Raw genomic sequence first — 17523 nt, 5'->3', positions numbered from 1 at the left:
AGACCCCCTAGCGGGCCAGCAGGGCGCGCAGTTCCGTGACGACCTCGTCCGGCGCCTCCTCGGCCATGAAATGGCCCGCCGACGTCGTGGTGTGCCGCAGGTCCGGCGCCCAGTGCCGCCACAACGCGGCGGCGTCGTACCCGAGCGCGGCGCCCCAGTCCTGCTGGACGACGGCCACCGGCATGGTCAGCCGGCGACCCGCGGCCCGGTCGGCCCGGTCGTGCTCGACGTCGATGCCCGCGGAGGCCCGGTAGTCGGCGACGATCGACGGGACGGCCGCCGCGCAGGCCCGCAGGTACTCGGCGCGCACGTCCGCCGGGATGGCGTCCGGGCGCCGCGCCCACAGGTCGAGGAAGTGGCCGTGGAAGGCGTCGGCGCTGGCCGCGATCATCCGTTCCGGCAGGCCGGGTGGCTGCGCCATGAGATAGAGGTGAAAGGCGACGGCCGCGTCGGCGCCGTGCAGGACGTCCCACATGTCCACCGTAGGCAGGACGTCCAGTACCGCCAGGTGGCTGACGCGGTCCGGGTAGTCCAGGCCGGCGCGGAACGCCACCAGCGCGCCGCGGTCGTGGCCGGCCACCGCGACCCGCTCGTGACCGAGCCGCTCGGCGAGCGTGAGCACGTCCGAGGCCATGGTCCGCTTCGAGTACGTGCCGGCGTCACGCTCCGGTGGCTTGTCACTCGCGCCGTAACCGCGCAGATCCGGGCAGATCACGGTGAAGTCGGCGGCCAGCTCCACCGCGACGTGTCGCCACATGAGATGGGTCTGCGGGAACCCGTGCAGCAGCACCACGGCGGGACCGGCGCCGCCGACAGCGGCGTTGAGCCCGACACCGCCGTTCACCGGGATGCGCCGCTGGTCGAAGCCGTCGATGGACAGTGTCATGGATGCTCCTGTTTCGAGGTGCCTGTTTCTGTTCCAGCCTGGGACCACCGGATGAGCGTTCGATGAGCGCCGTACCGTGTGCTGAGGACGGGGGTGATCGGTGGATGCGGTTCGGAGTACTCGGGCCGGTGCGGGCCTGGAACGGCGCCGGCCAGGCCGTCGACCTCAAGGGACCGCGGCACCGGGAGGTGCTGGCCCGGCTGATCGTGGCGCGCGGCCGGGTCGTTCCCGTGAGCCGGCTCGTCTACGATCTCTGGGACGACCCGCCGGACGGCGCGGTCGTCGCCGTCCGCACCTTCGTCGCCGCACTGCGCCGGGCGGTGGAGCCGGACCGCGCGCCGCGTCAGCCGGCCAGGCTGCTGGTCACCGAAGGGCCGGGCTACGCGCTGCGGGTGCCGCGGGATTCCGTGGACGCCTGGCGGTTCGAAGACGCGGTGGCCGCCGCGTCGGCCGAACCCCCGGCCCGGGCCCTGAACCGGCTGGACGAGGCGCTGGCCGGCTGGCGGGGCCCCGCCTACGCGGACTTCGAGGACGCGTCGTGGGCGCGTGCCGAGCGGTCGCGGCTGGAAGAGCTGCGGCTGAGCGCCGTCGAGCGCCGGGCCGAGGCACGCCTCGAGCTCGGCCACGCCGCCGATGCCGTTCCGGACCTGGACGCCCACGTCGCCGAGCACCCGTGGCGGGAGGAGGCCTGGCGGCTGCTGGCGCTCGCGCTGTACCGCGACGGGCGCCAGGGTGACGCTCTCGCGGTGCTGCGCCGCGCCCGCGGACTGCTGGTCGAACGGCTCGGAGTGGAACCCGGGCCGCGCCTGCGCCGGCTGGAGACCGACATCCTCCGACAGTCCGGCGACCTGCCGGCCGACGCCGTCGGGCGCGTCTGGGCCGACGCCACCGCGGCCTACGACCAGACGGTGGCGGAGAACGCACGCGGCCGTCTGGAATCGACAGTGGGCCTGTTGCGCATACTCGCCCTGACCGGAGGCCAGGGGCTCGCGGCTGCCCAGCAGCAGCGGGTGGCCGCCGTCGCCGCGGCCGAGCAGCTCGGCGACCCCGAGCTCACCGCCCGGGTGATCGGGATGTACGACGTACCGGGCAGCTGGACCCGCTCGGACCACCCGGAGCGGGCGGCGCGCGTGGTCGCGGCGGCGGAGCGCACGCTGACCGCGCTGGCGCCGGGGCCCGACGACGCGGCCCGTGCCCGGTTGCTGGCCACCATCGCGATGGAGTCGCGCGGGACGCGGGGCGACCGCGGTCCGCGGGCCGCCGCCGAGGCCGAGCGCATCGCCCGCCGCCTGGGCGATCCCGCGCTGCTGGCGTTCGCCCTGAACGGCGTGTTCATGCAGACCTTCCAACGCGCCGGCCTGGCACCGGAGCGCGACCGGATCGGCGCCGAACTGGTCGGCCTGGCCGCGCGGCACGGTCTGGCCACGTTCGAGATCCTCGGCCACCTGATCCGCATGCAGGCCCGCGGCGCGCTCGCCGACTTCGCCGCGGCCGACGAGCACGCGGCGGCGGCCGACCGGCTCGCCGCGCAGCAGGAGCGCCCGCTCGTCGACGTCATCACGCGCTGGTACCGCGCACTGCGGCACGTGGCGACGGGGGCACCCCTGGACGACGCCGAGGCGGCCTATCGCGACGCGGCGGCGCGACTCGAGGGAGCCGGGATGCCGGGCCTCGAGCGTGGTCTCCTGCCGCTCGCCCTGTTGTGCCTGCGGGTCTGGCGCGACGTGCCCGCCGACGTCGACGACGACACCGACTGGGGTCCGTACGCGCCGTGGGCCCGGCCGCTGGTCCTGCTGGCACGCGACCGGCCCGGCGACGCCGCGGCCGCGCTGCACCGGATTCCGGAACCACCGCGCGACCTGCTCTTCGAGGCGAAGTGGTGCCTCACGGGCCGCGCCGCGGTGGCCGTGGGCGACACCGCGCTGATCCGGCGCGCCGGCACGGTGCTGGCGCCGGCGGCGCGCGAGCTGGCCGGGGCCGGCAGCGGCGTGCTCACCGCCGGGCCCGTCGCCCGGTACCTCGAACAGTTCCGCCGCGCCTCGCACGGTGGCGTGCCGTGAGCCGCCGGGCGGTCTGCCGGACTGCCACCGACCCGCGCTCATAACGCATTTCGGGCGGGCGCGCGACCCGAAGCCAGACCCGTGTCACAGCGTCACAGTGAGTTCCGGCCACCGTCACTGCCCGTAATCGGTTCCAGGCCAGGGCGTTGATCAACCCCGCGTCTCGAAGTGCGGGCACGGGCCGTTTTCAGAACTCGCCAGAAGACTTTTTACGGCAAACTGCCCCCTGTGAGTGTGTGGGCTCCCGATTCCGTCCAGCGTCATTGGCATGGAGTGGCCGTCGCCAGGCCCGGCATGCTCGCGCTCGTCATCGCCCTGACCGGCTCTGCCCGTAGCGTCGTCACCGACTGGTGGTGGCTGGGCGCGCTGGCGCTGGTGGCCCTGGCCGCGGCCATCTCCGAACGCATCCTGCCGCGCACCCGCGTGCGGGTGGCCGCGGAGATGGCGCTGGCGTCCATCATCGTCGGACTCGGCCTGCCCGAGGCCTACCTCGCGCTCCCCTACCTGCTGGTGCCGGCGTTCGCCGCGGGCCTGGCCGGCAGCATCATGGGCACCGCCATCACCACCCTGACCGGCGCCATCGGTCTGGCCATCGGCAACATCCTCGCCGGCGGCAACCTCATCGCGCTGCCCACCTTCGGCAGCGTCTCGGTCTGGGTGGTCATCATCTTCGCCACCGGCGCCATCGGTGCCTGGGTGCTGCGCCTGGACAGCATCCAGATCGCCGACGGCGGCCGCTACGCCGCCGCGTACCGGCTGCTGTCGGAGCTGCGGGTGGTGTCGCGGCGACTGTCGGTCGGGCTCGACCCCGGCACCCTCGCCGAGGGCCTGCTCGACCAGATCGCCCGCCCGCTGGCAGTGCGCCGGGCGGCGCTGCTGGTGCGGCGCGAGGGCGGCAACCTGTTCCCGCTCGCCCATCGCGGTGAGGACGACGGATGGCTGCTCGGAGCCGAGCGCGACCCCGTCGTCCTGGAGGCGTGGAGCAGCGAGACACCGGCCTGGACCCCGCTGGGGCGGCGCGGCTACCGCGTGGTGCTGCCGCTGCGGGTCGGGTCGCGCACCATGGGCGTCATCGTCGCCGACGTGCCCGACCAGGTGTCCTCCGACGAACTCCAGACCCTGGTGAGCTCCACCGACGAAGGGGCTCTGCGGCTGGAGACGGCACTGCTCTTCGACGAGGTACGCGAACTGGCCACCCGCGAGGAGCGCCGGCGGCTGGCCCGCGAGATCCACGACGGCATCGCCCAGGAGCTGACGTCGCTGGGGTATCTCGTCGACGACCTCATCGCCCGCACCACCGACGCCGACGCCAAGTCGTTGTCCACGACGTTGCGCCAGGAGCTGACCCGCATCCTGTCGAACCTGCGGCACTCGATCTTCGACCTGCGCAGCGATCTCGACCACGACGGCGGGCTCGGCTCGTCACTGTCGGCCTACGCCCGCCAGGTCGGCGCTCAGGCCGGCCTCAAGGTCCACCTGGTGCACCAGGAGGAGCACGACCGGCTGCGGCCGGAGATCGAAGCCGAGTTGCTGCGCATCGGCCAGGAGGCCATCACCAACGTCCGCAAACACGCCAAGGCCAAGAACCTCTGGGTCACGGTGTCCGTCAGTCCGCCCAACGCCCAGATTCGGGTGGTCGATGACGGAACGGGCATGCGGGACCAGCCGCGCGGACGGTACGGTCTGGAGATCATGGCCGAGCGGGCCCGACGGGTGGGGGCGACACTCGTCATCGAAGACAGACCCGAGAGCGGTACGGTCGTCGACGTATCCCTCGGCACCATCGATGGAGAGGGGTAACAACCGTGCCCATGTCGGTCATGCTCGTGGACGACCACGAGCTCATCCGCCAAGGCCTGCGCCGAGCATTCGAGCGCGACGTGGACTTCACCGTGGTCGGCGAGGCGGCAACCGTCGCCGAGGCGAACAAGGTCGCCGAGACCACGCAGCCCGCGGTGGCGGTCATCGACGTCCGGCTGCCCGACGGCAGCGGCCTGGAGCTGGCGCAGAAGTTGCGTCAGGCCCGTGCCGACATCGGCCTGGTCATCCTCACCATGTACGCCGGCGACGACCACCTGTTCGGCGCCCTCGATGCCGGCGCCTCGGCGTTCGTGCCCAAGAGCTCGCCCAGCGACGAGGTCGTCGCCGCCGCCCGGCACGCCGCCGCCACCCCGTCCGCGTTCATCGCCGACGGCCTGGCCGAGGCCATGCAGCGCCGGTTACACCCGACCGGGCCGCAGCTCACCCGTCGTGAGCGCGAAGTGCTGGACCTGCTGGCCGACGGCCTCGGCGTCTCGAGCATCGCCCGCAAGCTCTACATCAGCGAATCCACCACGAAAACGCACGTATCGAAGCTCTACGACAAGCTCAACGCCTCCAACCGCGCCCAGGCCATCATGGCGGCGGTACGAGCTGGTCTGTTGAGCCGCGGTGAGGACGCCCAACCGGGGTAGTGTGACACCGGTGACGATTCTGGTGACACGCAGTATCCAGCTGTGACACTGGGTGACGCTCGATCACCTAGTGTGACAGAGCTCCCCCGTTCAGATGATACGTAAGTAACCGCTCGCTCCATCGACCCCGAAGTGATCTGACCTCATGCTTGAGGTAGCTGGTACTGACCTGCCAGCAGATCCGAAGGGTCCGGGGGTGATCGACCATGCGTGAGGTTCTGCGACAGCGGAATACCGTGCGCGTCGAGAGCGCGCTCATGCGCTTGGCCATCGTTGCGGTCATCCTGGCCGGAACGTGGTTCATCAGCTGGCAGCTCAGCAACGCCATCAGCGTCGGCTGAGTCAGCTCGGCCGACGGCCATGGGGCGGTTGGCGTGACGGATGCAGTCGTACGGCCGGCCCCGCGAGTGCCGACCGCCGAGAACCGTCACGCACACCGTCCGCCCGGGGGGCGGTCGGTGTGAGCTGGGCCTGGGCGTTCTATTCGATGCGCCGGACCCGCGGCCGGTCAGCCCGGCCGGGTGGCGCCGGAGAACGGCATCAGGTCGACGTCGTCGACGCTGACCACATCGCCCGGGTGCGTGGCGTGCACGATCTTCCCGCCACCGATGTAGATACCGACGTGGCTGATCGGGCTGTAGTAGAACACCAGGTCACCTGGCTGCAGCTGGCTCTTGGACACCCTGGTGCCGGAGTTGATCTGCGAACCGGACGAGCGCGGCAGGCTCACGCCGGCCTCGGCCCATGCCGCGGCGGTCAGGCCGGAACAGTCCCAGCAGTCCGGACCGTTGCCGCCCCAGCAGTACGGGTCGCCCAGCTGTGACATCGCGAAGTCGACCACGGCACCGGCGCGACCGGACACGGGGACCTCGGGGCGCGCCTCGTCCTCGTCCTCTTCCTCGTCCTCGCCGCGGCTCGGCTCCTCGGCGTTCTCCTCGCGCTCCTGCTCCAGCCGGGCCAGTTCCTCGGCCTCCAGCTGATCGAGGATGGCCTGGGCGTCGTCCAGGAGGGTCTCGACCGTCTCACGCTCGGTGTCCAGCGTGGCCTCGATGGCCTGCTGGCGGAGCAGTTCCTCGTCGGCGAGCATCCGCGCCTGCTCGAAGGCGCGGCTCACCTCGGCCGCGACGGCGAGGCTGTCGGCCTGCTGGCCGGCGTAGGCGTTGACGACGGAAGCCTGGGCGAGGAAGTCCTCCGGGCTGTCGGCGAGCAGCGCCCGCAGCGTCGGGTCGAAGCCGCCGCCGGAGCGATAGCTGGCCGCGGCGAACCCGGCGACCTGCGAGCGGACCGCCTCGACCGCCTCTTCCTGACGCGCCAGCGACGCCTCCGCGCGCTCGATGCGCCGCTGCACCTCGGCGAGTTCGTCGGTGGCGGCGTTGTACCGCTCGGTGGCCTGTTCGGCCTGGTGGTAGAGCGCGTCCACCTGTTCGCGGACCTCGGCGATGGTGGGCTCCGGATCTGCGTGCCCCGACGTCGTCAGCGTCAAACCTCCGGTGACACTGACCGCTGCCGTGCACAGCGCAATGAGCACACGACGAGAGCGACGCGACTGACCACCTTGCTCAGGCACTCTGGTCCTTCCTTCGGGCGGAAATCAGGCACCTGGGCCGGGAGCCTAGCCAGCCGAGCGTGCCTGCCGCAAATCCCCCGGCGGTGTTTCTCGCGGGTTTTTCCGTTCGGCATGCTCGGTGTCACCGTCGGTCACCAGCAAACGCAGCGGTGGCACCAGCCCAGCGTCGGCGAGTACCCCGATGGCGTCGCGTTCCTCGCCACCGAGCTCCGTGTCGAGCGGCCCGAGCAGCACGGACACGACGCAGTCGGTGCACGCCAGACCTCGCATCTCACAGCGGTCGCAGTCGATGTGCATGATCAACCGTCCCCTCACGCTTCGATGGCGAGCCCCCTGCCCGCCGACATCGACGCTAGGGCCAGGGTCCGACAAGGTCCCGCGCACCAACCGGAAATGATCACGTCCGGCATGGGTGTACCCGCCGCACCAGGCATGCTTGCCAAGTGCCGCGGGAAGACGCCTGGGGGCGGACGGCGGATCTCAGGGGAATCGTCGTCAGCGGGACAACAACCCGACCAGGGCCACCGCCTCCACGCTGCGCACCCCCGGCCGGCGCACGCCCTCGGCCACCTCGCGGTCCGACGACACCACGACCACCGCCCGCCCTTCCGGTTCGGCCCGCACCATGCGCCGGATGAGCTCGTCCGCGGTCTGCCCGGTGGCGCTGAAGCGGACGCGGACGCCTTGCGCGGACGCCACCGGTGGCGGCACCGTCACGTCGGCGCCGTCGAACACGCAGGTCACCTCGGTTCCGGTGCGGGCGGCGACCGCGGCTAGCCCCTGCACCAGCCGGGAGCGCTGCGCTTCCAGCGGCATCGTCGGCCAGGCGGTCTTGGTGACGTTGTACCCGTCGACGATCATGTGCACGCGGGGCATCGCCAGCAGCTCGTCGAGGTATCCCGGCTCGTCCGAGCCGCGGGCACGGACGGCGCCGCCCCCGGTGGCCGGGTCGGCCGGCACGACGGCGTCGACGGTGTCGGCCGGTTGCAGCGTCGAGGCCGGCAGCGCCAGCTCGCGGCGCAACCCGGCGGCAGCCTCGGCGAGGGTGTCCAGGAGCAGCGCCAGCCGCGCGGTCTCGAGGCTGCGCTCGGCCCGCCCGCTGCGCCGCATCGCCTCGAGGGCGCCCTCCGCGTCGGCCAGCCGGCCGCGCAGCCGCCGCGTCTCCGCCTCGGCCGCGCGCAGTGCCGTGCGCGCCTCGGCAAGCTCCCGCACGGCCGTCTCGTGCTCGTCGCGGTCCTGCCGCCGGGCGTCGCTCAACTTCTCGCGAGTCTCCTGAACCCGGCGGCGCAGCGTGGTGTTCTCGGCTTTGAGCCGGTCGATCTCGGCGCGCATCGACGAGCGCATCTCCCGCGCCGACGCTCGAGCGGCATCGAGTTGCTCGCGGATGCGCTCGGTCGCGGCGGCCTCACGGGCCCGCCGGGCGTCGTCGTCGTCGCGGCGCAGCGTCGTGGCCGCGGCCTCGATCAGCCCTTCCCAGCCCTCCGGGCGGAGCAGGTAGGCCATGACGGCGATGTCGACGGGGTCGGCGGCGGCCGGTGGGGTGCCCTCGTCCAGGGCTTTGGCCAGCGCGGGATCGGCGGCCGTGGCCGCGTCGAGCACGCGCCGGCGGAAGACGGCATCGGTGTCGAGTGCGCTGGCGATCGCGTTGCCGCCGAGCCGGGCTCGCTTCGCGGCGGCGAACCGCGCGATGCGCTTCAGCACGCCGGGGACGTCGGCGGCGGGTAGCCCGCCGAGCACGTCCGCAGCGAGGGTCACGACACGGGCCCGGGCGGCGTCGGGCAGGACGTTCACGCCGAGTCTGGCCGCGCGACGAGCTCCACGGTGCCGTCCCCGCCGCACCACCGGCAGACCACCCGCTCGACCGACTCCGCGAGCACGTCGGTCTCCTCGATCTTCGCCGCGCCGGCGAGGTTGACATGGACGAACTCGCGCACCCGGCTGGAGCGCACCACGTCAAACCGGGTCAGGTTGCCGCACTGCGCGCAGCGCCACCGAGTGGTCTCGGACGGCTGGGGAACGGGCATGTGCTCCTCCTCTGCGCGCATGGATCGTTGACGTGCCCAGCGTAGGCGCTCAGCCGCCCACCGCTCCCGATCGCTGGCGTTCTCGCTGCTCACGGCCTTGCCCTGCGGGTCGTTCCCCGAGGTTGTCGGTGGCCGTGCCTACTGTGCGGAGCAGGGACAGCCGCTCGGTTCGGCTCGAGGCGCGGGAGGTGGGGCATGACGGCCGTGGCGATCCAGGGCACGCTCGACGAGATCGGCATGCCCCTGGCGTCCACGACGTTCGTCGTCGTCGACCTCGAGACCACCGGCGGCGCGCCCAGCGGGTCGGAGATCACCGAGATCGGGGCGGTGAAGGTCCGCGGCGGCGAGGTCCTGGGCGAGTTCTCCACTCTGGTTCGTCCCGGGTCCTCGATCCCACCGTTCATCGCGGTGCTCACGGGCATCACCGACCTCATGGTCGCCAGTGCGCCGCGCATCACCTCGGCCCTCCCGTCGTTCCTCGAGTTCGCCCGCGGCAGCGTCCTGGTGGCGCACAACGCGCCCTTCGACGTCGGCTTCCTGCGGGCGGCGTGCGACCTCACCGGTGCGCGTTGGCCGTCGTTCCACGTCCTCGACACCGCCCGGCTGGCCCGCCGGGTGCTGTCACGCGACGAAGCCCGCGACTGCAAGCTGTCCACGCTGGCCCGGCTGTTCCGGGCCACCACCACGCCCAACCACCGGGCGCTGGCCGACGCGCGCGCCACCGTCGACGTCCTGCACGGCCTGCTCGAGCGGCTGGGCAACGTCGGCGTCCACACCGTCGAGGAACTGTCCCTGTGGCAGAGCAAGGTCACCCCGGCACAGCGGCAGAAGCGCCACCTGTCCGAGCAGCTGCCGCACGCGCCCGGCGTCTACATGTTCACCGCGCCCGACGGCGAGGTGCTCTACGTCGGCAAGAGCAAGGACATGCGCACCCGCGTGCGCACCTATTTCACCGCGTCGGAAACGCGCCCGCGGATGACCGAGATGGTCTCCATCGCCACCGGCGTCACCGGGATCGAATGCGCGACGCCGCTGGAGGCCGAGGTTCGCGAGCTGCGGCTCATCGCCGAGCGCAAGCCCCGGTACAACCGCCGCTCGCGCTTCCCCGAGCGGGGCAGCTGGCTCAAGATCACCGTCGAGGCGTTTCCGCGACTGTCACTGGTGCGGCAGGTCCGCGACGACGACGCCACCTACCTGGGCCCGTTCGGGTCGCGCCGGCAGGCGGAGGCGGCCATGACCGCCGTGCACGAGGCGGTGCCGATCCGGCAGTGCACCCAGCGGCTGTCGGCCACGCCTCGCTCGTCCGCGTGCATCCTCGCCGACATGGGCCGGTGCGGTGCGCCGTGCACCGGAGCGGAGAGTGCCGACCAGTACGCCGTGCACGTCGACGCGGTCCGGCGCGCGTTCACCGGCGACCCCGGCCCGCTCGTGACGCGACTGCTGGAACGCATCGCGCTCCTGGCCGGCCAGGAACGGTACGAAGAGGCCGCCGTCCGCCGCGACCGCCTCTCCACGCTGGTCCGCTCGGCCGCCCGCTCCCAGCGGATGGCCGCGCTCGCCGCCGTTCCTCAGCTGGTCGCGGCGAGGCGGCGCGAGACCGGCGGCTGGGAGTTGCACGTGGTGCGCCATGGCCGGCTCGCCGGGGCCGAGGTGTCGCCGCCAGGCGCCGACCCCCGTCCCTATGTCGACGCGCTGGTGGCCACCGCCGAGACCGTCCGGCCGGCTCCGGTGCCGCTGCCGGCCGCCACCGCCGAGGAGACCGAGTGCGTGCTGCGGTGGCTGGAGACCTCGGGGACGCGGCTGGTGCGGGTCGACGGCCGGTGGGCACTACCGTGGCCGGCCGCCGCCCGGTACACGGCCATCGTCGACGCCCGCGACGAGGACCAGACGGCGGCGCGGCCGTTCGCCGATCGCCGTCCGCTGCGCCCTCTCCGCTGACCCCGGGCGGTGGGTCTGCGCCACGTGCTGGGTCTGAGTCGCGCTCGGAACCGGTTGTCCTGCGCCTGGCGGAACTCACGCCCACGACGTCACCCAGACCCAAGAGGCCGCGGCCGCCCCGGTAGTCTCGGCGCCGAAGCGGTTCCACCCCGAGGAGACATCACATGATCACTGCGATCGTGTTCATTCAGGCCGACGTCGCGCGCATTCCGGAGGTCGCGGAGGAGATCGCGGCCCTCGACGGCGTCAGCGAGGTCTACTCGGTCACCGGTGAGATCGATCTCGTCGCACTGGTGCGGGTACGCACCCACGACGCGATCGCGGAGGTCGTCGCCGATCGCCTCAACAAGGTCGACGGCGTACTCAACACCGAGACGCACATCGCGTTCCGCACGTTCTCCAAGCATGACCTGGAGGCCGCGTTCGCCCTCGGCGCCGAGGACTGACGCCGTCCGTCCCGTAGCCGCTCCCCCGCGGGCGGTGCGTCAGGTGGAGGCGGCGGCGACCCAGCGGGCCAGCAGGTCCGCGGCCGCGCCGGAGTCGACCGCGTCGGCGGCTTTCGTCAGCCCGGCGGCCAGGCGGTCCGTCAACGGGGCGTCCGACCCCTCGTAGGCGGCCAGGCCGGCGGCGGCGTTGAGCAGGACGGCGTCACGGACCGGCCCTTTCTCCCCGCCGAGGAACCGGCGCACGACATCGGCGTTGTAGGCGACGTCACCACCGCGCAGTGCCTCCGGCGGCACCGGTGCGATGCCGAGGTCGGCCGGGTCGAACCGCTCCTCGGCGACCTCGCCGGCGCGCACCACCCAGACCCGGGAGGTCGTCGTCGTGGTGAGCTCGTCCAGGCCGTCGTCGCCACGGAACACCAGTGCGGACACGCCGCGGCCGGCCAGGACACCGGCGATGAGCCCGGCGATGCGGGGGTCGGCCACTCCGACCGCCTGCGCCGTGGGCCGCGCCGGGTTGGCCATGGGGCCCAGCATGTTGAACGTGGTCTGGATGCCCAGCTCGCTGCGCGCGGTGGACGCGAAGCGGAGCGACGGGTGGAACGCCGGGGCGAAGCAGAACGTGATGCCCGCCTCGCCGACGATCTCGACCACCCGCTGCGGCGGCAGGTCGAGCCGGATACCCAGCCCCTCCAGCACATCGGCCGAGCCGCACGTCGACGACGCGGCCCGGTTGCCGTGCTTGACGACCCGGGCGCCGGCGCCCGCGGCGGTGATGGCGGCCATGGTGGAGATGTTGACGGTGTGCGCACGGTCACCGCCGGTGCCGACGATGTCCAGTGACGGGCCGTCGTCGGGGAACGGTGTGGCGTGCTCGTACATCGCGGCGACCAGGCCCTCGAGCTCGGTGACCGTCTCGCCCTTGGCCCGCAGTGCGACCGCAAAACCGGCGATCTGCACCGAGGTGGCCTCGCCGCTCATGATCTCGCCCATCGCCCACGCGGTGGACTCGGCGGGCAGGTCCTGGCCGCTGACCAGGGTGGTCAGCACCGCTGGCCAGGTCAGCCGGACCTCGCTCATGAGGCCGCGGGGACGCCGGACGCGCGCCGGCGCATCAGGTCGGCCACCGCGGACGCCACCGCGATGGGGTCGAGCGGATGCGAGACGACGGCCTCGGCGCGCGACCAGGTGGCCAGCCACGCGTCCTGCGGGCGGCCGATCAGGACCAGCACCGGCGGAGCCTCGTAGATCTCTTCCTTGATGGTGCGCGCGATGCCCATGCCGCCGGACGGCACGGCCTCGCCGTCCAGGATCGCGATGTGGATGCCGCCGGCGTCCAGCCTCCTGATGACGGCGGCGTGCGTCGCGACCTCGACGAACTCGACCTTCGGGAGGTCGGCGGCGGGCCGGCGGCCGATCGCGAGGCGCACCTTCTCACGAGTGGTGCGGTCGTCGCTGTAGACGAGGATCGTCATCGTCTGCTCGGAGCTGCTCATCCTTGCGGACCTCGCTGGCATGGGTCGGCTGGTCGGTGGTCGACTCGATGGTACCGGTGCCCAGTCGTCGGCGGCTCGGACCCGTCGTCGGGAAGGCGGGGCGGGAACACCCATGGGGGACGTGATCATTCATTTGCATTTGCCAACATCGGAGGGGCAGGGCCCTCGAAGGTTAGGCTTGCTTTACCTGCCGCTCATGGATCACCATATCGTTGACACGCCCGAGCCCAGGAACCCCGGGGTCCTGTCGTGCTCGTCGGAGCGGACCGACATAATGGCTACGTGGCTTCCGCAACCGCCGTCGACGCTGCCCACACGCGGCAACCCGAGCGACCCAACATCGTCGCCGTCGGGGTGATCGTGTGGCTGTCCAGCGAGCTGATGTTCTTCGCGGCCCTGTTCGCGATCTACTTCACGCTCCGCTCCAACGCCCCTGGTCTCTGGGACGAACAATCAGCCCTGCTCAACGTGCCGTTCGCGTTGTTCAACACGAGCGTGCTGGTGCTGTCGTCCGTCACCTGCCAGCTCGGTGTGTTGCGCGCGGAGCGGGGTCAGGTCGGGCGCCTGGGCAACATCTTCCAGGTCGGCAAGTGGGGCATGCGCGAGTGGTTCGTGCTGACCTTCCTGATGGGCGCGTTCTTCATCGGCGGGCAGGTCTTCGAGTACGCCGAGCTGGCGATGCACGAGGGCCTGACGCTGTCCAGTGACCCGTACGGCTCCATCTTCTACCTCGCCACCGGCTTCCACGGGCTGCACGTCACGCTCGGCCTGATCGCCTTCCTGTTCCTGCTCGGGCGGACGTTCATGACGCGGCGGTTCACCCATGAGCAGGCCACCAGCACGATCGTCGTGTCCTACTACTGGCACTTCGTCGACGTCGTCTGGATCGCCCTGTTCCTCACCATCTACGTGGTCAAGTGACGAGGAGAGACGTGCCCAGTTCGTTGCCCGGCCGGTCCCGCGGCTCGTGGATCGGGCGGCTGCTGTCCACCCGGCGACGGCATCCGCTCGCCGCCATCGCCGTGCTCGTGGCCGTCCTGTTCACCACGGGCGGCGCCTACGCCGCGCTGGCACCGTCGACGTCGCAGAACGTGCAGGCCGCGTCCAGCACGCAGATCGAGGAGGGCCGGCAGCTGTTCGCCGTCGGTTGCTCCTCGTGCCACGGCCTGAACGGTGAGGGCCAGATCAACGACGACGGCGACGTGCTCGGCCCGTCGCTGATCGGCGTCGGGGCGGCCTCCGTCGACTTCCAGGTGGGCACCGGCCGCATGCCGCTCGCCGCGCCGGCCGCGCAGGCCGAGCGGAAGCCGGTCTCCTACAGCCAGGAGCAGATCGACGCGATGGCCGAGTACGTCGCGTCGCTCGCGCCCGGGCCCGACGTCCCGGACGAGGAGTACCTCGACCCGTCCGCCGGTGACGTCGCCCGCGGTGGGGAGCTGTTCCGCACCAACTGCGCACAGTGCCACAACACCACCGGGCAGGGTGGTGCGCTGACGATGGGCCAGTTCGCGCCGGCGCTGACCGGTGTCGAGCCCAAGCACATCTACGAAGCCATGCTCACCGGACCGCAGGCCATGCCGGTGTTCAACGACCGGACCGTCACGCCCGAGGACAAGCGCGACATCATCGCTTTCCTCGACTCCATCGAGAACGAGCCCGACCCGGGCGGCCTCGGCATCGGCCGCGCCGGCCCGGTCGCGGAGGGCTTGTGGGCCTGGCTGGTCGGTATCGGGCTTCTGATCGGCATGGCCACCTGGATCGTGACGAGGTCGTCGAAGGCATGAGCGCGAACTACGAGCACACGAACGGTCCCAGCGAGTCCGAGGCCATCGCACCGCGCGCGTCGGACGAGGTCGCCGACGTCACCGGAGCGGGCGACCCGCTCCCCGACCCCGGGCTCCACCATGAGCCGGAGCGGTTCACCGACGTCGACCCGAAGGCCGCCAAACGCGCCGAGCGGCAGGTCGCGGGCATGTTCACGCTGGCGTCGCTCCTGATGGTCGGATTCATCGTCGCGTACGTGGCGGTCGGCATTCACCCGGACGACCCTCACGCCGGTATCGACGTCGGCGACCTCCAGCTGTCGAACCTGACGCTGGGCCTCACGCTGGGCCTGGCGTTGTTCCTCGTGGGCGCCGGCGCGGTGCAGTGGGCCCGGTCGCTCATGACCTCGCCGGAGGTCGTCCACGAGCGCCACGTCATGCGCCCGGACGACGACATCCGCGAAGCTGCGCTGAACGACTGGAACACCGGCGTCGAGGAGACCGGCTTCGGCCGCCGCAAGATGATCCGCAACTCGATGCTCGGTGCCCTGGCGCTGCTGCCGCTGCCGGCGGTCATCCTGCTGCGCGACCTCGGCCCCAACACCGGAGGCACCCCGGCCGAGCGCAAGGAGCACACCATTTGGGCCGAGGGGGTGCGCATCCTCACCGACGTGACGTTCCAGCCCATCCGGGCCTCGGACCTGGAGATCGGCCAGCTGGTCAACGCCATGCCGGCCACCTTCGAGGACCTGCCCGACCACGGGCCGGAGCGCATCAACGAGCGCGCCAAGTCGCCGGTCATGCTGGTCCGGATGCTGCCCGACGAGATCCACGTCGATGAAGGCCGGGAGAACTGGCATGTCGACGGCATCCTCGCCTACTCGAAGATCTGCACCCACGTCGGTTGCCCGATCAGCCTGTACGAGCAGACGACGCACCACATGCTCTGCCCGTGCCACCAGTCGACCTTCGACCTCGCCGACAACGGCAAGGTCATCTTCGGCCCGGCCACGCGTGCCCTGCCGCAGCTGCCGATCGCGGTCGACGACGAGGGCTACCTGATCGCGCAGAGCGACTTCACCGAGCCCGTGGGGCCGAGCTACTGGGAGCGCACGCGATGAGCACCATCGTCAACGGTGCCGGCAAGGTCGTCGACTTCGTCGACCAGCGGATCACCGCCTCGAACTGGCTGAAACGGAACATCCGCAAGGTCTTCCCCGACCACTGGTCGTTCCTGCTCGGCGAGATCGCGCTGTTCAGCTTCATCATCATCCTGCTGTCCGGCGTGTTCCTGACCCTGTGGTTCAAGCCATCGATGGCGCACATCGCGTACGAGGGCGCCTACATTCCGCTGCGGGGTGTCGGCATGTCCGAGGCGTACGCATCCACGCTCGAGATCTCCTTCGAGGTTCGCGGCGGCCTGTTGATGCGTCAGGTGCACCACTGGGGCGCACTGGTCTTCCTGGCCGCCATGTCCGCGCACATGCTGCGGGTGTTCTTCACCGGCGCGTTCCGCAAGCCGCGTGAGATCAACTGGCTGATCGGCGTGACTCTGCTGCTTCTCGGCGTCGCCGCCGGCTTCACCGGGTACTCGCTCCCCGACGACCTGCTGTCCGGTACCGGGCTGCGCATCATCGAGGGCGGCATGCTGGCGATCCCGATCGTCGGCACGTACCTGTCGTCGTTCCTGTTCGGCGGCGAGTACCCCGGCGACGACATCGTGGCGCGGCTCTACCCGATGCACATCCTGCTGATCCCGGGCCTCATCCTGGCGCTGGTCACCGCGCACCTGATGATCCTCTGGTACCAGAAGCACACCCACTGGGGCGGCCCGGGCAAGACGAACTCCAACGTCGCCGGCGCACCGTTCTTCCCGATCTACGTGGCGAAGGCCGGTGGCTTCCAGTTCATCGTCATGGGCGTCATCGTCCTGCTGGCCGCCACCATCCAGATCAACCCGGTCTGGTTCTGGGGGCCGTACGACCCGTCGGTGGTGAGCGCCGGTACCCAGCCGGACTGGTACGTCGGATTCCTCGACGGTGCGCTGCGCGTGATGCCACCGTGGGAGTTCTACGTCTTCGGTCACCCGATCACGATGAGCGTGCTGATCCCAGCGATCATCCTGCCCGGCCTGATCCTGACACCGCTTGCGCTGTACCCGTGGCTGGAGCAGAAGGCCACCGGCGACCGGCGGGAGCACCACGTCCTGGACCGGCCGCGCAACGTGCCGGTGCGCACCGGCATCGGTGTGGCGTTCATCGTCTTCTATATCCTGCTGTGGATCGCCGGCGGTAACGACTTCTTCGCCACGGTTCTGGAGATCCCGGTCAACTGGATCACCCGGTTCATCCAGGTCGGCGTCATCGTGCTGCCACCGTTGGCCTTCATCCTGACCAAGCGGATCTGCCTGGGATTGCAGCGGCGCGACCGCGACAAGGTCATGCACGGCCGCGAGACGGGCATCGTCATGGTCAGCCCGGACGGCGAGTTCTCGGAACTGCACGCGCCGCTGTCGCCCGGGGACGCCTACCAGCTCACCTGGCACGAGCGGCAGTTGCCGTCCGACCCCGGCCCGGCGACGGACGCCAACGGCATCCCGAACCCGAACTACCGGAGCAAGCGCGTCCAGGCGAAGCTCTCTCGCTTCTACTTCGGTGACGTCGTCCAGAAGCCGACGCGCGAAGAGCTCGAGGCGGCGCACCACAACGGTCACCACGAGGCCGTCGAGGCCGGACACCGCGACGAGATCACCAGCGGCGGCCAGCACTGACCCGGACTCACGGCCCCGGCTTGAGCGCCCGGCTCCGGCAGCGATAGAGCTGCCTGAGCCGGGCGTTTTCGCTGTGCACCTGCCCGTTCGCTCCGACGGGCGCGAGCGGACCCCGCTCGGGCC

Annotated in this window: 17 protein-coding genes; 10 read left to right on the top strand and 7 right to left on the bottom strand. The window is 71.4% G+C overall.

Going from position 1 to position 17523, the window contains the following annotated elements; translation table 11 throughout:
- Window positions 1-7 precede the first annotated feature (7 nt).
- The gene (locus JIAGA_RS0119435) at window positions 8-886 is read right to left on the bottom strand and encodes an alpha/beta fold hydrolase (RefSeq protein ID WP_026876960.1); all 879 of its coding nucleotides are present in this window, start codon (window positions 884-886) and stop codon (window positions 8-10) included.
- Window positions 887-990: 104 nt separating this feature from the next.
- Between JIAGA_RS0119435 and JIAGA_RS0119430 the strand changes: the two genes are divergently transcribed.
- The 4 genes from JIAGA_RS0119430 to JIAGA_RS35995 all read left to right on the top strand — a co-directional run bounded on the left by JIAGA_RS0119430 (window position 991) and on the right by JIAGA_RS35995 (window position 5740).
- Window positions 991-2946: an AfsR/SARP family transcriptional regulator gene (locus JIAGA_RS0119430; protein ID WP_026876959.1), complete on the top strand. Its 1956-nt coding sequence runs from the start codon at window positions 991-993 to the stop codon at window positions 2944-2946.
- 273 nt (window positions 2947-3219) lie between these two features.
- The gene (locus JIAGA_RS30935; protein WP_157553335.1) at window positions 3220-4746 is read left to right on the top strand and encodes a GAF domain-containing sensor histidine kinase; all 1527 of its coding nucleotides are present in this window, start codon (window positions 3220-3222) and stop codon (window positions 4744-4746) included.
- Window positions 4747-4757: 11 nt separating this feature from the next.
- Window positions 4758-5399 (top strand): response regulator transcription factor, encoded by a 642-nt coding sequence (locus JIAGA_RS36000; RefSeq protein ID WP_035812728.1) that lies wholly within the window; start codon window positions 4758-4760, stop codon window positions 5397-5399.
- A gap of 206 nt (window positions 5400-5605) precedes the next feature.
- On the top strand, window positions 5606-5740 hold the full coding sequence (locus JIAGA_RS35995) for a hypothetical protein (RefSeq protein ID WP_281172714.1): 135 nt from the start codon (window positions 5606-5608) through the stop codon (window positions 5738-5740).
- A 167-nt stretch (window positions 5741-5907) separates the two neighbouring features.
- Here JIAGA_RS35995 and JIAGA_RS0119410 read toward each other — a convergent pair whose 3' ends face one another.
- The 4 genes from JIAGA_RS0119410 to JIAGA_RS0119395 all read right to left on the bottom strand — a co-directional run bounded on the left by JIAGA_RS0119410 (window position 5908) and on the right by JIAGA_RS0119395 (window position 8990).
- A complete protein-coding gene (locus tag JIAGA_RS0119410) occupies window positions 5908-6882 on the bottom strand; it encodes a C40 family peptidase (protein ID WP_157553333.1) in 975 nt (324 codons plus the stop codon).
- A gap of 129 nt (window positions 6883-7011) precedes the next feature.
- On the bottom strand, window positions 7012-7206 hold the full coding sequence (locus JIAGA_RS30930; RefSeq protein WP_169738780.1) for a hypothetical protein: 195 nt from the start codon (window positions 7204-7206) through the stop codon (window positions 7012-7014).
- Window positions 7207-7461: 255 nt separating this feature from the next.
- The gene (locus tag JIAGA_RS0119400) at window positions 7462-8757 is read right to left on the bottom strand and encodes an NYN domain-containing protein (RefSeq protein ID WP_026876956.1); all 1296 of its coding nucleotides are present in this window, start codon (window positions 8755-8757) and stop codon (window positions 7462-7464) included.
- On the bottom strand, window positions 8754-8990 hold the full coding sequence (locus tag JIAGA_RS0119395) for a hypothetical protein (protein ID WP_026876955.1): 237 nt from the start codon (window positions 8988-8990) through the stop codon (window positions 8754-8756). Before JIAGA_RS0119395 ends, JIAGA_RS0119400 begins: the two co-directional genes overlap by 4 nt.
- Before the next feature lie 195 nt (window positions 8991-9185).
- Here JIAGA_RS0119395 and JIAGA_RS0119390 point away from each other — a divergent pair, with 195 nt between their 5' ends.
- Complete coding sequence (locus JIAGA_RS0119390) at window positions 9186-10928, top strand: DEDD exonuclease domain-containing protein (protein ID WP_026876954.1); 1743 nt, start codon at window positions 9186-9188, stop codon at window positions 10926-10928.
- 164 nt (window positions 10929-11092) lie between these two features.
- Entirely contained in the window at window positions 11093-11374 is a 282-nt protein-coding gene (locus JIAGA_RS0119385) for an Lrp/AsnC family transcriptional regulator (RefSeq protein WP_026876953.1), read from the top strand.
- 39 nt (window positions 11375-11413) lie between these two features.
- Here JIAGA_RS0119385 and trpD read toward each other — a convergent pair whose 3' ends face one another.
- Together trpD and JIAGA_RS0119375 are read right to left on the bottom strand one after the other, a co-directional pair.
- Window positions 11414-12451 (bottom strand): anthranilate phosphoribosyltransferase, encoded by a 1038-nt coding sequence (gene trpD / locus JIAGA_RS0119380; RefSeq protein ID WP_026876952.1) that lies wholly within the window; start codon window positions 12449-12451, stop codon window positions 11414-11416.
- Window positions 12448-12867, bottom strand: a complete 420-nt coding sequence (locus JIAGA_RS0119375; RefSeq protein WP_026876951.1) for a response regulator — start codon at window positions 12865-12867, stop codon at window positions 12448-12450. The genes trpD and JIAGA_RS0119375 overlap by 4 nt, the downstream gene beginning before the upstream one ends.
- Window positions 12868-13149: 282 nt before the next feature.
- On the opposite strand from JIAGA_RS0119375, the gene ctaE reads away from it, so the two are divergent.
- Genes ctaE through qcrB form a run of 4 tightly spaced genes read left to right on the top strand, consistent with a single transcriptional unit; the run spans window position 13150 to window position 17400 of the window.
- Entirely contained in the window at window positions 13150-13788 is a 639-nt protein-coding gene (gene ctaE / locus JIAGA_RS0119370) for an aa3-type cytochrome oxidase subunit III (protein WP_026876950.1), read from the top strand.
- An 11-nt stretch (window positions 13789-13799) separates the two neighbouring features.
- Window positions 13800-14651 (top strand): cytochrome bc1 complex diheme cytochrome c subunit, encoded by an 852-nt coding sequence (gene qcrC, locus JIAGA_RS0119365; RefSeq protein ID WP_245597209.1) that lies wholly within the window; start codon window positions 13800-13802, stop codon window positions 14649-14651.
- Window positions 14648-15751, top strand: coding sequence for a cytochrome bc1 complex Rieske iron-sulfur subunit (gene qcrA, locus JIAGA_RS0119360; RefSeq protein ID WP_084469807.1), 1104 nt, complete (start codon window positions 14648-14650; stop codon window positions 15749-15751). Before qcrC ends, qcrA begins: the two co-directional genes overlap by 4 nt.
- Complete coding sequence (gene qcrB, locus JIAGA_RS0119355) at window positions 15748-17400, top strand: cytochrome bc1 complex cytochrome b subunit (protein WP_026876947.1); 1653 nt, start codon at window positions 15748-15750, stop codon at window positions 17398-17400. Before qcrA ends, qcrB begins: the two co-directional genes overlap by 4 nt.
- The last annotated feature ends 123 nt before the right edge of the window (window positions 17401-17523 follow it).

It is taken from the genome of Jiangella gansuensis DSM 44835 (genome assembly GCF_000515395.1).
GTDB lineage: Bacteria > Actinomycetota > Actinomycetes > Jiangellales > Jiangellaceae > Jiangella > Jiangella gansuensis.
This window is presented reverse-complemented; position numbering and strand designations above follow the sequence as displayed.

Excerpts from the sequence above, each read along its gene's own strand:
- JIAGA_RS0119390 (WP_026876954.1), top strand. The coding sequence starts at position 9,186 with ATGACGGCCGTGGCGATCCAGGGCACGCTCGACGAGATCGGCATGCCC.
- JIAGA_RS35995 (WP_281172714.1), top strand. The coding sequence starts at position 5,606 with ATGCGTGAGGTTCTGCGACAGCGGAATACCGTGCGCGTCGAGAGCGCG.
- JIAGA_RS0119430 (WP_026876959.1), top strand. The coding sequence starts at position 991 with ATGCGGTTCGGAGTACTCGGGCCGGTGCGGGCCTGGAACGGCGCCGGC.
- JIAGA_RS0119395 (WP_026876955.1), bottom strand. The coding sequence starts at position 8,990 with ATGCCCGTTCCCCAGCCGTCCGAGACCACTCGGTGGCGCTGCGCGCAG.
- qcrA (WP_084469807.1), top strand. The coding sequence starts at position 14,648 with ATGAGCGCGAACTACGAGCACACGAACGGTCCCAGCGAGTCCGAGGCC.
- trpD (WP_026876952.1), bottom strand. The coding sequence starts at position 12,451 with ATGAGCGAGGTCCGGCTGACCTGGCCAGCGGTGCTGACCACCCTGGTC.
- JIAGA_RS0119385 (WP_026876953.1), top strand. The coding sequence starts at position 11,093 with ATGATCACTGCGATCGTGTTCATTCAGGCCGACGTCGCGCGCATTCCG.
- JIAGA_RS36000 (WP_035812728.1), top strand. The coding sequence starts at position 4,758 with ATGTCGGTCATGCTCGTGGACGACCACGAGCTCATCCGCCAAGGCCTG.
- qcrB (WP_026876947.1), top strand. The coding sequence starts at position 15,748 with ATGAGCACCATCGTCAACGGTGCCGGCAAGGTCGTCGACTTCGTCGAC.
- JIAGA_RS0119435 (WP_026876960.1), bottom strand. The coding sequence starts at position 886 with ATGACACTGTCCATCGACGGCTTCGACCAGCGGCGCATCCCGGTGAAC.
- JIAGA_RS0119375 (WP_026876951.1), bottom strand. The coding sequence starts at position 12,867 with ATGAGCAGCTCCGAGCAGACGATGACGATCCTCGTCTACAGCGACGAC.